The 13,755-nt window shown below is 72.7% G+C and carries 11 protein-coding genes and 3 pseudogenes; 9 read left to right on the top strand and 5 right to left on the bottom strand.

Annotated elements, in window-relative coordinates; translation table 11 throughout:
* Positions 1-43: 43 nt before the first annotated feature.
* The 3 genes from ACH4VX_RS06295 to ACH4VX_RS06285 all read left to right on the top strand — a co-directional run bounded on the left by ACH4VX_RS06295 (position 44) and on the right by ACH4VX_RS06285 (position 2,755).
* Positions 44-1,084, top strand: coding sequence for a LacI family DNA-binding transcriptional regulator (locus ACH4VX_RS06295; RefSeq protein WP_398366164.1), 1,041 nt, complete (start codon positions 44-46; stop codon positions 1,082-1,084).
* Between the two features lie 503 nt (positions 1,085-1,587).
* Positions 1,588-2,382 (top strand): VOC family protein, encoded by a 795-nt coding sequence (locus tag ACH4VX_RS06290; RefSeq protein ID WP_398366163.1) that lies wholly within the window; start codon positions 1,588-1,590, stop codon positions 2,380-2,382.
* A 127-nt stretch (positions 2,383-2,509) separates the two neighbouring features.
* The gene (locus ACH4VX_RS06285; protein ID WP_398366162.1) at positions 2,510-2,755 is read left to right on the top strand and encodes a WhiB family transcriptional regulator; all 246 of its coding nucleotides are present in this window, start codon (positions 2,510-2,512) and stop codon (positions 2,753-2,755) included.
* Positions 2,756-2,765: 10 nt separating this feature from the next.
* Here ACH4VX_RS06285 and ACH4VX_RS06280 read toward each other — a convergent pair whose 3' ends face one another.
* The 4 genes and pseudogenes from ACH4VX_RS06280 to ACH4VX_RS06265 all read right to left on the bottom strand — a co-directional run bounded on the left by ACH4VX_RS06280 (position 2,766) and on the right by ACH4VX_RS06265 (position 8,768).
* Complete coding sequence (locus ACH4VX_RS06280; RefSeq protein WP_398366161.1) at positions 2,766-3,743, bottom strand: acyl-ACP desaturase; 978 nt, start codon at positions 3,741-3,743, stop codon at positions 2,766-2,768.
* 269 nt (positions 3,744-4,012) lie between these two features.
* Positions 4,013-4,714: pseudogene (locus ACH4VX_RS06275) on the bottom strand (N(G),N(G)-dimethylarginine dimethylaminohydrolase); the annotation flags it as partial.
* A 153-nt stretch (positions 4,715-4,867) separates the two neighbouring features.
* Positions 4,868-7,132, bottom strand: coding sequence for an ATP-binding cassette domain-containing protein (locus tag ACH4VX_RS06270; RefSeq protein WP_398366160.1), 2,265 nt, complete (start codon positions 7,130-7,132; stop codon positions 4,868-4,870).
* A 10-nt stretch (positions 7,133-7,142) separates the two neighbouring features.
* The gene (locus ACH4VX_RS06265) at positions 7,143-8,768 is read right to left on the bottom strand and encodes an ABC-F family ATP-binding cassette domain-containing protein (protein ID WP_398366159.1); all 1,626 of its coding nucleotides are present in this window, start codon (positions 8,766-8,768) and stop codon (positions 7,143-7,145) included.
* Positions 8,769-9,082: 314 nt separating this feature from the next.
* On the opposite strand from ACH4VX_RS06265, the gene ACH4VX_RS06260 reads away from it, so the two are divergent.
* Both ACH4VX_RS06260 and ACH4VX_RS06255 read left to right on the top strand, forming a co-directional pair.
* Positions 9,083-9,730, top strand: a complete 648-nt coding sequence (locus tag ACH4VX_RS06260) for a GPP34 family phosphoprotein (protein WP_398366158.1) — start codon at positions 9,083-9,085, stop codon at positions 9,728-9,730.
* 92 nt (positions 9,731-9,822) lie between these two features.
* A pseudogene (locus tag ACH4VX_RS06255) lies at positions 9,823-10,233 on the top strand (isocitrate lyase/phosphoenolpyruvate mutase family protein); the annotation flags it as partial.
* A 98-nt stretch (positions 10,234-10,331) separates the two neighbouring features.
* Here the strand turns inward: ACH4VX_RS06255 and ACH4VX_RS06250 are convergent.
* Complete coding sequence (locus ACH4VX_RS06250; RefSeq protein ID WP_398366157.1) at positions 10,332-10,745, bottom strand: SsgA family sporulation/cell division regulator; 414 nt, start codon at positions 10,743-10,745, stop codon at positions 10,332-10,334.
* A gap of 291 nt (positions 10,746-11,036) precedes the next feature.
* Here ACH4VX_RS06250 and ACH4VX_RS06245 point away from each other — a divergent pair, with 291 nt between their 5' ends.
* From ACH4VX_RS06245 to ACH4VX_RS06230, 4 genes and pseudogenes are all read left to right on the top strand, one after another.
* Positions 11,037-12,095 (top strand): WD40/YVTN/BNR-like repeat-containing protein, encoded by a 1,059-nt coding sequence (locus tag ACH4VX_RS06245; RefSeq protein WP_398366156.1) that lies wholly within the window; start codon positions 11,037-11,039, stop codon positions 12,093-12,095.
* Between the two features lie 71 nt (positions 12,096-12,166).
* Positions 12,167-12,490, top strand: coding sequence for a plasmid stabilization protein (locus tag ACH4VX_RS06240; protein WP_398366155.1), 324 nt, complete (start codon positions 12,167-12,169; stop codon positions 12,488-12,490).
* 78 nt (positions 12,491-12,568) lie between these two features.
* The gene (locus ACH4VX_RS06235; RefSeq protein ID WP_398366154.1) at positions 12,569-13,261 is read left to right on the top strand and encodes an endonuclease V; all 693 of its coding nucleotides are present in this window, start codon (positions 12,569-12,571) and stop codon (positions 13,259-13,261) included.
* Positions 13,262-13,342: 81 nt separating this feature from the next.
* Positions 13,343-13,667: pseudogene (locus tag ACH4VX_RS06230) on the top strand (IS630 family transposase); the annotation flags it as partial.
* Positions 13,668-13,755: the final 88 nt, after the last annotated feature.

The raw sequence follows: 13,755 nt of genomic DNA, 5'->3' as shown, positions 1-13,755 counted from the left end.
CCGGGGCTATCCTTTCCCGCAGCCGCAGGTGAGGAGCCCCGAAGTGACCGACACAGTGCCGCGCCCCACACTGGAGGCCGTGGCCGCGCGGGCCGGGGTCTCCCGGGCCACGGTCTCCCGCGTGGTCAACGGCTCCGACGGGGTGCGGGAACGCCTGGCCGAGCGGGTGAGGCGGGCGGTGGAGGAACTCGGGTACGTGCCGAACCAGGCCGCCCGCAGCCTGGTGACGAAGCGGCACGACGCCATCGCCGTCATCGTGGCCGAACCGGAGACCCGGGTCTTCGCCGACCCCTTCTTCGCCCGGCAACTGCGCGGCATCAGCAAGGAACTGACGGCCCACGACAACCAGCTCGTCCTGCTGCTCACCGAGGACCGCGACGACCACGCCCGCGTCGGCCGCTACCTGGCCGGCGGCCATGTCGACGGCGCCCTGGTGTTCTCCCTGCACATCGACGACCCGCTGCCCGAACTGATCCAGCGGGCCGGCCTGCCGACCGTGTACGGCGGCCGGCCCGACTGGAACGGCGGCCAGGGCGGCGTCTCCTACGTCGACAGCGACAACCGGGGCGGCGCCCGCGACGCCGTACGGCATCTGCTCGGTCTCGGCCGCAGCCGTATCGCCCACATCACCGGCGCCCTGGACCAGACCGCGGCGGTGGACCGGCTCGACGGCTTCCGGGACGTGAGGGCCGACGCCGATCCGCGACTGGTCGTGGAGGGCGACTTCACCCCGGCCGGGGGCGAGCGGGCGATGCGGCGGCTCCTCGACCGCTGCCCGGACCTGGACGCGGTGTTCGCCGCCAACGACCTCACGGCGGCGGGCGCCCTGCGCGTGCTGCGCGAGCACGGGCGGCGGGTGCCGGACGACGTGGCGGTCGTCGGCTTCGACGACATGCTGCCGATCGCCGAACAGACCGAACCGCCGCTCACCACGGTCCGCCAGGACATCGAGGAGATGGGCCGGCTGATGGCCCGCCTCCTCCTGCGCGACCTGGACGGCACCACCGCGTCCGACGAGAACGCCGGCGGCGGCCCGGCCGGCGTGATCTTCCCGACGATCCTGATCCGGCGGGCGTCCGCCTAGGGGGTGTCGTTTGGATCAGGCCGGCTTCGGGCGACGGCGCCTCACAGCCGAGCCGGGCGGGGTCCGGTGCGTGCGGCCGCGAGGCGGAGGAGGGAGTCGACGCGGGGCGTCGAGGACCGACGGCGACGCCGCGGAGATGCGTGCCGGACCCCGCGACCCCGGCAAGATCCAAACGACATCTCCCAGCACCACCCGCCCTCCGCGGGCAGTCGTGCCGCCCCAGTGCCTTGAGACCTGGGAGGTGCCCCCGGGGCGATGAGGGTGCCTCCTGCTCGAGCGCAGCCGGGAGTGGGGGAGGGTGAGCCGGGGTACCCCCGCTGGGGGAGGCGCCCCGCGAGCGCCGGGCAGCGCGAACACCCCGGGCTCACACCAACGCGGGGCCGCCCCGCAAGCGCCTGTCCGCGGACCCGTGACACGCCCGTCCGGGTGCTCCGTCGGCGACGGCCGGCGCAGCGGTGGAAGACTCGGCAGAGCAGGCGACGGGACCTCTCGGAGGAGGCACCATGCTCACCACCCGCTTCGTCGACGGCGCCCCGAACTGGATCGACGTCGGCACGTCCGACATCGAGGGCGCCGCGTCCTTCTACGGCGGCCTGTTCGGCTGGGAGTTCGCCCCGGCGGGGCCCGACGCCGGCGGCTACGGCTTCTTCCGGCTGGCCGGGCGGATCGTCGCGGGCGGTATGCGGACCGCACCGGAGCAGGGCCCACCCGCCTGGACCGTCTACTTCCGGAGTCCCGACGCGGACGCCACGACGGAGGCCGTCCAGCGGACCCGGGGCAGCGTGCCCATGCCGCCCGTGGACGTGATGGGGCAGGGCAGGACGGCCGTCCTCGCCGACCAGGCGGGCGTCCCCTTCGGCATCTGGGAACCGGCGCTGCGCAAGGGCATCGAGGCGGCCGGCGAGGTCGGCTCGCTGTGCTGGGTCGAGCTGTACACCCCGGACATCGCCCGCGCCGCCGCGTTCTACCACTCCGTCCTCGGCTGGGAGACCTCGGCGGTGACCTTCCCCGACGGCGTCTACACCTCCGTCAACCCCGCCGGGACGGGCGAGGACGGCATGTTCGGCGGACTGGTCCCGCCGGCCGACGACCTCACCGGGGCGGAGCCCGCCCGGCCCCACTGGCTGCCCTACTTCGGGGTGGACGACACGGACGCCGTCGTGGCCAGGGCCGTCGAGCTGGGCGGCAGGGTGCGGCTGCCCGCCACCTCCCTCGCCGGCGTCGGCCGGCTGGCCCGTCTGGAGGACCCGTACGGCGCACGGTTCGCCGTCCTCAAGGGTGATCCGCGCGAGACCTGACACCTCGGCGCGCCGCCGTGCGCGCCGGGTGCCCCGGCGTCATCATCATGCGGTCACGGAGGGCCCCGGGCCCTCCGTTGATCCCGCGTTGATCGAACGTTTTTCGCCGCACGGCACGCTTTCGGTCATGCACACCGAAACGATCCCGTCGCCCGACCTCACCTGGCAGGAGGAGGCGCTGTGCGCGCAGACCGGGGGAGACTTCTTCTTCCCCGAGCCGGGCAGCTCGGTCCGCGAGGCCAAGCGGATCTGCGGCCTCTGCCCGATCCGCGCGACGTGCCTCGAGTACGCCCTGGCCAACGACATGCGCTTCGGCGTCTGGGGCGGCACGTCCGAGAAGGAGCGCCTGGAACTGCGCCGTACGGGCCGGTAGGCCCCCGCCGTCAGACGCGTTCCGCGCGGGCCGCCATACGGGCCTTGCGGGTCGCCAGTTTCTCGTCGAACTTCGACGCCTCCGCGTCCAGGCCGCCCATGAACAGGCCGAGTTCCTCCTGCGCCTTGAGGCCCTCGGGGCCCAGCCCGTCGATCTCCATGATCTTCAGGAAGCGCAGCACCGGCTGGAGCACGTCGTCGTGGTGGATGCGCAGGTTGTAGACCTCGCCGATGGCCATCTGCGCCGCGGCCCGCTCGAAGCCGGGAATGCCGTGGCCGGGCATCCGGAAGTCCACGACGACGTCACGGACCGCCTGCATGGTCAGGTCGGGCGCGAGCTCGAAGGCCGCCTTGAGCAGATTGCGGTAGAACACCATGTGCAGGTTCTCGTCGGTCGCGATGCGCGCCAGCATGCGGTCGCAGACCGGGTCACCGGACTGGTGGCCGGTGTTGCGGTGCGAGACGCGGGTGGCCAGCTCCTGGAACGCGACATAGGCGACCGAGTGGAGCATCGAGTGCCGGTTGTCCGACTCGAAGCCCTCGCTCATGTGCGCCATGCGGAACTGCTCCAGCTTGTCCGGGTCCACCGCCCGCGAGGCGAGCAGGTAGTCCCGCATCACGATGCCGTGCCGGCCCTCCTCGGCCGTCCAGCGGTGCACCCAGGTGCCCCAGGCGCCGTCCCGGCCGAACAGTGTGGCGATCTCGTGGTGGTAGCTGGGGAGGTTGTCCTCGGTCAGCAGGTTCACCACCAGGGCGATCCGGCCGACCTCGGTGACCTTCGACTGCTCCTTGTCCCAGGCCTCGCCGTCCTCGAAGAAGCCGGGGAAGTTGCGGCCGTCGCTCCACGGCACGTACTCGTGCGGCATCCAGTCCTTGGTGACCTTCAGATGCCGGTTGAGCTCCTTCTCGACCACTTCCTCCAGTGCGTGCAACAGCCGGGCGTCGGTCCAGACCGAAGGGCTGCCGAGGTGGGGAGAAGTGAGCGACACGGGTGACTCCAGGGGACGGTGGGCGTTCGGAAGTACCGGCGAGCGGGCCGGGAACCTACGGAATCGTAGGCTACGTAGCCGTAGGTTACGTAGCCGTAGGTTAAGAGTGTCGTAAAGATCCCTGATCAGCGGGGGTTCCCATGGAGTGCCGTCCCGGCGCGGAGCCGCAGGTCGCTGTGGCGTACGGGCGCCGGTGCCGCCCGTCAGACGTACGGCTCCCGCAGGCGCACCGAGAGGCAGGTCACACAGCCCTCGAGCTTCTCGGACTAGCCGATGTCCACCGGGACCGGCTCATGGCCGAGGTCCGCGAACAGCTCCGCGGTCTTCGGCGCGCTCGCCGCCGTCAGCAGCCTGTTCCCGCTCGAAGCCGGGAATGCCGCCTCCGGCACCGGAAGGAAGCGCGGGAACAGCGACGGCACGTCCATGTTCGGGATGTACCCGACGACCGCCCCGTCCGGCAGCGCCGTGACCGCCGACTTCGGATGCGGCACCTCGGCGACCGGCACGGCGGCCACCCGCGCCTCCAGCGGCTCGAACGCGGCCCGAACCTGCCGCACCCCGGCCGCGTCGATATGGCCGCCGCGGCCGACGTACACCGTGTCGCCGATCGTCAGCACATCGCCGCCGTCCAGTGTGCCCGGCTTCCGGACCCGGTTCACCGAGCAGCCCAGGGACGCCACGGCCTCCTCGACGCCGAGGGTCTCCGCGCGGCGGGACCCGGCACCGGAGCGGGCGGTCAGCGCCACGTTCCGGTACATCGCCACCGTGTCCTCGACGAACACGGAGTGCGGGCAGTCGTCGGCCGGGTCGGCCTCGATCGTTTCCCAGCCGTGGGCGCGCAACGCCTCCGTATACGCCTCCCACCGCTCCACCGCGCGGTCGAGGTCGACTCCTTCCCGTTCGACGCGCGCCACCAGTGCCCCGGCCGGGCGGGGAGCGGGACGGCGGACGAGAGCCTTCTCGCTGGGCACGAGTACGCCTCCGAATCGGACGGGGCGTGTCCTGGCCGTACCGGGAAGCCCGTGGAGCGGCCGGTCTCCCGCGGGCGTCGGCGCAGCCATCATGCGGGGCGCGTCCGGACGGGACCACCCCGGCGACGACGAGATGCACCACCGGCGACGGTCTCAGCGCCCGGCCCGCCGCAGATGCTCCCCCGTGAAGGACCCCTCGGCGAGGAGCAACTCGGCCGGTGTGCCCTCGAAGACCACCCGGCCGCCCTCCCTCCCGCCGCCCGGACCGAGGTCGATCACCCAGTCGGCGCGGGCGATCACATCGAGATTGTGCTCGACCACGATCACGGTGTTCCCCGCGTCCATCAGCCGGTCCAGGAGACCGACGAGAGCGTCCACGTCCGCCATGTGCAGCCCGGTCGTCGGCTCGTCCAGCACGTACACCACCCCTTTTCGGTGCAGCCGGGTGGCGAGCTTGATCCGCTGTCGTTCACCACCGGAAAGGGTGGACAGAGGCTGGCCCAGGGTGAGGTAGGTGAGGCCGACGTCCCGCAGGGCGCGCAGCCGGCGCCGTACGCCCGTGTCGTCGAAGAAGCGCAGGCCCTCCTCGGCGGTCATCCCCAGCACGTCGGCGACGGAGCGGCCGCCGACGGTCAGCCGCAGCACCTCGTCCTTGAACCGTCGCCCCTCGCAGGTGTGGCAGGTCGTGGTCACCGGGTCCATGAAGGCCAGGTCGGTGTACATGATCCCGCGGCCCCCACAGGTCTCGCAGGCGCCGTCGGAGTTGAAGCTGAACAGCCCCGGTCCGGCGCCCGTCTCCCGCGCGAAGACCTTCCGTACCGTGTCCATGATCCCCAGATACGTCGCCGGGGTGGACCGGGCGGAGACGCCGATCGAGGACTGGTCGACCACCACGGCGTTCCCGTGAGCGGCGGTGAACTCGCCGACCAGCGTGCTCTTGCCCGAGCCCGCCACCCCCGTCACCGCGGTCAGCACACCGGCCGGGAACCGCACGGTGACCTCGCGCAGATTGTGCCGGTCGGCCCCCTTCACCCACAGCTCGCCCGCCACCTCCCGCACCACGTCCTTGACCGCCGTGCGCCGTCCCAGGCACCGCCCCGTCAGGGTGCCCGAGGCGGCCAGCTCCCGGGGTGTCCCCTCGAACACCACCCTGCCGCCCTCGGCACCGGCCCCCGGCCCCATGTCGACGACATGGTCGGCCAGCGCGATGACGTCCGGGTCGTGCTCCACGACCAGCACGGTGTTGCCCTTGTCGCGCAGCCGCAGCAGCAGCTCGCCGAGCCGGTGGACGTCGCGCGGATGCAGTCCGACGCTGGGCTCGTCGAAGACGTACGTCATCCCGGTCAGGCTGGACCCGAGGTGCCGGACCGTCTTCAGCCGCTGCCCCTCGCCGCCGGAGAGCGTGGACGTCTCCCGGTCGAGACTCAGGTAGCCGAGGCCGATCGTCTCGATCCGCTCCAGCGCGGCGACGGCGGCCCCGGCGATCGGCCCGGCCACCGGGTCGTCGATCTCCCGCAGCACGGCGATGAGATCGGTGACCTGCATCCCGGCGCAGTCGGCGATGGACCGGCCGCCGATCCGGGAGGCCAGCGCCGCCTCGTTCAGCCTGGCCCCCCGGCAGGCGGGGCAGACGCCTTCGGCCAGGAACTCCCGCACCATGTCACGGGTCTTCTGGCTCATCCCCGCCAGATCCCGCTTCAGATACAGCCGTTCGAAGCGGTCGGCGAGCCCTTCGTACTCGGTGGTCCAGGTGCCACCCGTGCCGTTCACGGTGACCTTGCTGCCGGGGCGCCCCCGCATCAGGAACTCCCGCTCGGCGGCGGTGAACCCCCGCACCGGTTTGTGCGGGTCCAGCTCGTCGGTGTTGGTGTACGCCTGCCCCTGCCAGGTCCCCGCGGCGAACGGCGGGAAGCGGACCGCCCCCTCGGCGAGGGAGCGGTCCGCGTCGAGAAGGCGGTCCCAGTCCGGCCGTACGGTCCGGCCCAGGCCGTCGCACGCGCGGCACATGCCCGACGGGTCGTTGAACGAGTACGCCGTCGCCGGTCCGGCGCTCGGCGCGCCGTGCCGCGAGAACAGCACCCGCAGCACCGAGTACACGTCCGTCATCGTGCCGACCGTCGACCGGGAGTGGCCGCCGACGGGCCGCTGGTCGACGACGATCGCGGGCGTCAGGTCCTCCAGGGCCTCGGCGTGCGGCCGCTCGTACTTCGGCAGCCGGTTGCGGACGAACCAGGTGAACGTCTCGTTGAGCTGCCGTTGCGACTCGACCGCGATCGTGTCGAAGACGACCGACGACTTCCCCGACCCCGAAACGCCGGTGAACACGGTCAGCCGGCCCTTCGGGATGCGGAGCGTGACGTCCTTGAGGTTGTTCTCCCCGGCTCCGGTGATGGTGATGAAATCGCTGGACTGGCTCATGCCGCCGACGTTAGGCGGAATACCCGACAGCTTCTGTCGTGATTTCCTTCAGCTCCCCCTCCTCCATCAGCAGCCACCGGGTGATGCCGATCGACTCCAGGAACGGCAGATCGTGACTGGCCACGATCAGGGCTCCCTCGTACGACTCCAGCGCCGTGGTCAGCTGCCGGACGCTCGCCATGTCGAGGTTGTTGGTCGGCTCGTCCAGCATCAGCAGCTGCGGCGCGGGCTCCGCCAGCATCAGCGCCGCCAGCGCCGCACGGAACCGCTCACCGCCGGAGAGCGTCGCCGCCTTCTGGTCGGCGCGGGCGCCCCGGAACAGGAAGCGGGCGAGCCGGGCCCGGACCCGGTTGTTGGTGGCGCCCGGCGCGAACCGGGCCACGTTCTCGGCGACGGTCAGCTCCGCGTCGAGGACGTCGAGCCGCTGCGGCAGGAACCGCAGGGGCACATGGGCCCTCGCCTCGCCGGAGACCGGCTCCAGCTCCCCGGCGACCGTGCGCAGCAGCGTCGTCTTGCCCGCGCCGTTGCGCCCGATCAGCGCCACCCGCTCCGGGCCCCGAAGATCGAAGCCGCCCTTCACCCGGGCGCCGTACGCCAGTTCCAGGTCCATGAGGGTGAGGACGTCACGACCCGGCGGTACGGCCGTGTACGGCAGGTCGACGCGGATCTCGTCGTCGTCCCGTACGGCGTCCACCGCCTCACCGAGGCGTTCCCTGGCCTCGGCGAGCTTCTCCTCGTGCATGATGCGGTGCTTGCCCGCGGACTCCTGCGCCGCGCGCTTGCGCGCCCCCATGACGATCTTCGGCTCGCGCTTCTGGTCCCACATCTTCTGCCCGTACCGCTTGCGGCGGGCCAGTTTGACCTGGGCGTCGGCCAGTTCGCGCTTCTGCTTGCGGAAGTCCGACTCGGCGACGCGCACCATGCGCTCGGCGGCCTCCTGTTCGACGGCCAGGGCCTCCTCGTACGCCGAGAAGTTGCCGCCGTACCAGATGACCTCCCCGGACCGCAGATCCGCGATCTGGTCCACCAGTTCCAGCAGTTCACGGTCGTGGCTGACCACGACCATCACCCCGGGCCAGGCCGCGACGGCCGCGTACAGCCGCCTGCGGGCGTACAGATCGAGGTTGTTGGTGGGCTCGTCGAGCAGCAGCACGTCCGGGCGCCGCAGCAGCAGCGCGGCCAGCCGCAGCAGTACCGACTCGCCGCCCGACACCTCGCCGACGGTGCGGTCGAGACCGATGTGCCCGAGGCCGAGCTCGCCGAGCGTGGCCAGGGCGCGTTCCTCGACGTCCCAGTCGTCGCCGACGGTCTCGAAGTGCCCCTCGGCCACGTCGCCCGCCTCGATGGCGTGCAGCGCGGTCCGCAAGTCGGCGATGCCGAGAGCCTCGTCGACCCTCAGCGCGGTGTCGAGCGTCACGTTCTGCGGCAGGTATCCCACCTCGCCGGCCACCCGGACGGCGCCGTCGGCCGGCCGGAGCTCACCGGCGATCAGCTTCAACAGGGTCGATTTCCCGGACCCGTTGACGCCGACGAGTCCGGTGCGGCCGGGGCCGAAGGCGACGTCGAGGCCCTCGAGGACGGCGGTGCCGTCGGGCCAGGTGAAGGCGAGGGACGTACAGGTGATGGATGGTGTCATGCGGGCCTCCGCGGTTGCTCGGGGCGATCAGGGGCAAACGCGTATCGAGACACCGCGGGACGAGGACCGGCAGCCGGGAGGGAAGGCCTGGGCATGAGAAAAGCCCTGTTCCGCAAGGACCGCAAGGACGGCTCGAACGCCGAGGTCGCACGCGACGTACACACCTGAGTGGTGTGACGCGGTGTCTCAGAACCTCAGACGAGCAACGTCCTTCTCCATTCGACGGCAACAGGAACGCTGTACACCGTAGGAGTGCCCGGAACGGCTGTCAACGGTATTTCGGAGCACCACGTCACCGACCCCGAGGAGGCCCCGTGCCCAACGGCCCGCTCTCGCTGCCGGCCCGCCTGTGTCTGCTGGCCTGGGACGCCGACCCGTCCCGGCAGGCTTCCGCGGTGCGGGCCGGAGCCCTCGCCGAGCTGGCCCGGCAGGGCCTGCTGATCGACGACGACGGCATCGCCACACCCCGTGACCTCGACTCCCGGACCGGTGACCCGGTGCTGGACGGCCTTCTGGAGCTGGTCAGCGAGTCCTGCCCGCACCGCTGGCGCGTCTGGGTGACGCTGCGCGCGCGGTACACCCTGGACGCGGTCCGGGAGCAACTGGTGGCCGAGGGAGTGCTGCGCGCCGAGAAGCACCGGGTCCTCGGGGTGTTCCCGTCGGTGGAGCACGTCCTGGCCGACGCGGGCCGGGTACGGACCCTGCGGCGGCAGGCGCGGCAGATCCTCGACGGACCGACACCGCCCGAGGACGCCCCCGAACAGGACGTGACGGCTGTCGTCCTGGGGGCGGCGGCGGGCCTGAACACCCTCCGCCCGGCCGGCGGCCACGCCGACTGGGGACGCCGCGTCGAGCAGCTCACCGCCCGCGCGGCGACTCCCGCGCAGGCCGGGATCATCCGGGAACTCGGGAACACCCTGACCGCCACCGCGCAGGCATCGCCCCTCCCCACCGGCGGCTGAAGCCCCTGGCCCTGCGTTCACGTCGGATTTCTGCCGGCCGGGGCGGTCGGGCCGCTGGTCGAGCGGCCGGTACGACGAACTCCACCACCCTCCTGCGCGACCGCGACCGCGCCCTCCGCTCCCTGCACGTCCCGGGCCGCCCGCTGGTCCTGCCCGACGCCTGGGATCTCGCCAGTGCCCGGCTGGTGGAGGACGCGGGCGCTGCTGCCGTGGCGACCACCGGCGCCGGTGTCGCCCGGACCCTCGGGGCGGCGGACGGGGACCGACTGGAATGTGAACGGGCCCTGCGGGCCGTCACGGAGATCGCCGGGGCCGTCCGTGTACCCGTCACCGCCGACATCGGGAGCGGTTGCGCCGAGGAGCCGGCGGGAGTCGGTGACACCGTGCGCGCGGTGCTCGCCGCGGGCGCGGTCGGAGTGGACACCGAGGACAGCCTCCACGACGCCGGCCGGGCGCCGTTGCGCCCGGCGGCCGAGCAGGCCGAACGCCTTGCCGCGCCGCGCGGGAGCTGCTCGACACGGGAACGTACGGCACACAGGCCGACGGGCTGGAGTACGGCATGCCCAACGTCTTGATGAGCGGCGGGCGTCAGCCGGCCCGGTCACGCGTCGCGCATCAGCTCCGCGAGATCGTGGTCCAGGTCGAGCCGGAGGTGCTCGAGACCGGTCGGCACCAGCTCGCCGGTGGCCTCCAGGAACCGGCGCAGCTCGCCCGAGCGGACATGCACGACGGCGGTCCCCTCGGGAGCGTGGAACTCCAGCACGGTGCGGTCGTAGCCGTACGGCCGGACCCGTACGTCGCCGTCGCCCTCGGGCTCCTCCATGCCCGCGGAGAGCAGATCGCGGGCGAAGGTCCAGCAGACCTCGACGCCCTCCAGGGTGGCGGGCGCGGGGAAGGTCATGCGGACGGCGAACGGGTCGTCGCGGTCGTAGTGCAGGGTGGCGGGAATGCTCGGCATCCGCGGCGCGGCGGCGACGAGACGGGCCTCGACGGTCTGCTCGATGACGGTGGGCAACGCCTTGCTCCCTCGTGACGGCTGGACAGGCTTCCGGGGCGGATCGGGTCGGCTACTGGATGAGACGACGGAATCGGCCAATCCGTGCACACGATGAGCGAGTGACCTCTGTCACCGCCTTCATGCACCCGAGTGACACGGCTCTCCTCGCGCGGTCACCGGGACGCCCGTACCGCCCGGAGGCCCTCTGGACGCCACCGGGGCGGTGGGCTAGCTTCGCCCGCCATGAGGCGCTTGGGGAGCACGCGACCGACGAGACGGACGAGACGGACGAGACGAGACCACCGCAGGGTGACCGCGGTGGCCGTGTGCGTGGCGGCCCTGGCCGCCCTGACGGCCGTACCCGCCCAGGCGCACGGACCGGACCGGCACACCTCACCGCACTGGTCGGTCAAGGACACCGGCACCCCGGACGTCAGGTTCCGCGGGCTGTCCGCCGTCGGCCGCGACACCGCCTGGGTGGCCGGAACCCTCGGTACCGTCCTGCGCACCACCGACGGCGGCAGGAGCTGGCGGGACGTCTCGCCGCCCGGCGCGGGGGAGTTGCAGTTCCGGGACATCGAGGCGTTCGACGCGCGGCGGGCCGTGGTGCTGGCCATCGGGGAGGGCGAGGCGTCCCGGGTGTACCGCACCGACGACGGCGGAACGACCTGGACGGAGTCCTTCCGCAACACCGACGCCCGCGCCTTCTACGACTGCCTCACCTTCTTCGACCACCGCCACGGGCTCGCGATGAGCGACCCGGTGGACGGGAGGTTCCGCATCCTGTCGACCCGCGACGGCGGCCGTTCCTGGACGGTGCTGCCCGACACGGGGATGCCCCCGGCGCTGGCGGGCGAGGCCGGCTTCGCGGCGAGCGGCCAGTGCCTGGTGTCCTCCGGACCGAAGGACGTCTGGCTGGCCACCGGAGGAGCGTCGCGTGCGCGTGTGCTGCACTCCGCCGACCGGGGCCGCACCTGGACGGTCACCGACACCTCGATCCCCGGCGGAGACCCGGCGCGCGGTGTCTTCGCCCTCGCCTTCCGCGACCGCGCCCACGGCCTCGCCGTCGGCGGCGACTTCCGCCCCGACCAGGCATCGCCGGACGCGGCCGCACGCACCGTCGACGGCGGCCGCACCTGGCGCCCGGCCGGCACCCCGCCGCCCGCCTACCGCTCCGGCGTCGTCTGGCTCCCGCACAGCCGCACCGCCGCCCTCGCGGTCGGCCCCACCGGCACCGACCTGACCACCGACGCCGGCCGCACCTGGCGGACCGTCGACACCGGCTCGTACGACACCGTCGACTGCGCGCCCGGCCACGGCTGCTGGGCGGCGGGGGAGAGGGGACGGGTCGCCCGCCTGGAGCACTGATGTACGCGGCGGGCCCTGATCGCCGCGGACCTGGGTACCCGCTCGCCGTACCCGAGAGGAAGTGAGCGGACATGCCAAGCGGTTCCAGCCCCAAACGGGAGCGTCAGTACGAGCACATCAAGGACAGTGCCGAGGACCGGGGCGAGAGCACCGGACGCGCCAAGGAGATCGCCGCCCGGACGGTGAACAAGGAGCGCGCCCGGTCCGGTGAGTCGAAGACGGCCAGCCGTACCTCGACGCAGGACATGTCGTCCGGCGAGCGGGGCGGCCGGCGGTCGGGCAAGGGCTCCCAGGGCCCCACGCGCGACCAGCTGTACGAGGAGGCCAAGAAGCGGGGCATCGAGGGCCGTTCGAACATGAACAAGGGCCAGCTCCAGCGGGCGCTCGGCAAGTGAGCCGCCTTCGCGCGGAGGGGACGGACCGGGAGGCTCCCTCCGCGCGGAGCACGCGCGCCCCGTAGGCTCAGGGGCACCATGACGACCGTACGCACACCGGCCGACTGGCCCGTGACCGAGGAAGAGGCCCGCGCGGTCCAGGACGCACTCCGCGCGCGGGTGGTGCTCGGCGAACCGGGTCCGCCGCCCGGGACGGGCCATGTCACCGGAGTCGACGTGGCGTACGACGACGAGCGGGACGTCGTCGCCGCCGCGGCCGTCGTCCTCGACGCGGCGACCCTCGACGTCGTCGCCGAGTCCACGGCCGTCGGCCGGATCTCCTTCCCGTACGTCCCCGGACTGCTCGCCTTCCGCGAGATCCCCACCGTGCTGGCCGCCCTCGAGGCCCTGCCGTGCCCGCCCGGTTCGGTGGTCTGCGACGGCTACGGCCTCGCCCACCCCCGCCGCTTCGGCCTCGCGAGCCACCTCGGCGTCCTCACCGGCCTGCCGACGATCGGCGTCGCCAAGAACCCCTTCACCTTCACCCACGACGAACCGGACACCCCGCGCGGCAGCACCTCCCCGCTGCTCGCAGGCCGCGAGGAGGTCGGCCGCGCCCTGCGCACCAGGAACGGCGTCAAGCCGGTCTTCGTCTCGGTCGGCCACCGCGTGAGCCTGGACAACGCCTGCGCCCACACCCTCGCCCTGACCCCCGCCTACCGCCTCCCGGAAACCACCCGCAGGTCGGACGCCCTGTGCCGGCGCGCGCTCCGCGAGGCCGCCGTTCGCTAGTGCTGTGACCGGCAACGTTCACCGGGTTGCTCGTCGTGCTGGTCGGAAGTGACGACTTCCGGCCGGCAGGGGAGGCGGGTCGACGCCAAGCCGGAACGGATCGGGTACGCGGTCGGTGAACGTCCGGACCGCACGTTCGCCTTCGACGGGTCCGGACCACTGGGCATCCGCCCCACCGCCGGCTCCTGCTGGGCCGGACAGAGCCGCCCCGACCGATTGCCGGCCACCTACCGGCGCACCCACGGCACCACCTGCTTCCACGGCTGCCACTCGGTCGGCGACGACAAGCCGGGGGATCGACCGGCGCCGCAAGGGCACCGGCCACACCTGGGCCGCCCTGCGGTCCATCCGCGCCGCCGGTCCGGACGGCACCCCGATCCACGTGATCCTCGACAACCTCTCCGCCCGTCCGACCGGCGGACCCATGCGGTCACGGCACCAGGCCCCCTCCGGGACGCGTCCCCGAGATGCTCTGGAGCCACGCTGTTCTCGGG

This window comes from Streptomyces sp. NPDC020731 (assembly GCF_044334705.1).
Lineage (GTDB): Bacteria > Actinomycetota > Actinomycetes > Streptomycetales > Streptomycetaceae > Streptomyces.
The sequence above is the reverse complement of the archived record's forward strand: the minus strand, read 5'-3'. Positions and strand labels throughout refer to the sequence as shown.

Coding starts and splice junctions, on each gene's coding strand:
- ACH4VX_RS06290 (WP_398366163.1), top strand. CDS start 1,588: ATGCTCACCACCCGCTTCGTCGACGGCGCCCCGAACTGGATCGACGTC.
- ACH4VX_RS06285 (WP_398366162.1), top strand. CDS start 2,510: ATGCACACCGAAACGATCCCGTCGCCCGACCTCACCTGGCAGGAGGAG.
- ACH4VX_RS06270 (WP_398366160.1), bottom strand. CDS start 7,132: ATGAGCCAGTCCAGCGATTTCATCACCATCACCGGAGCCGGGGAGAAC.
- ACH4VX_RS06265 (WP_398366159.1), bottom strand. CDS start 8,768: ATGACACCATCCATCACCTGTACGTCCCTCGCCTTCACCTGGCCCGAC.
- ACH4VX_RS06240 (WP_398366155.1), top strand. CDS start 12,167: ATGCCAAGCGGTTCCAGCCCCAAACGGGAGCGTCAGTACGAGCACATC.
- ACH4VX_RS06235 (WP_398366154.1), top strand. CDS start 12,569: ATGACGACCGTACGCACACCGGCCGACTGGCCCGTGACCGAGGAAGAG.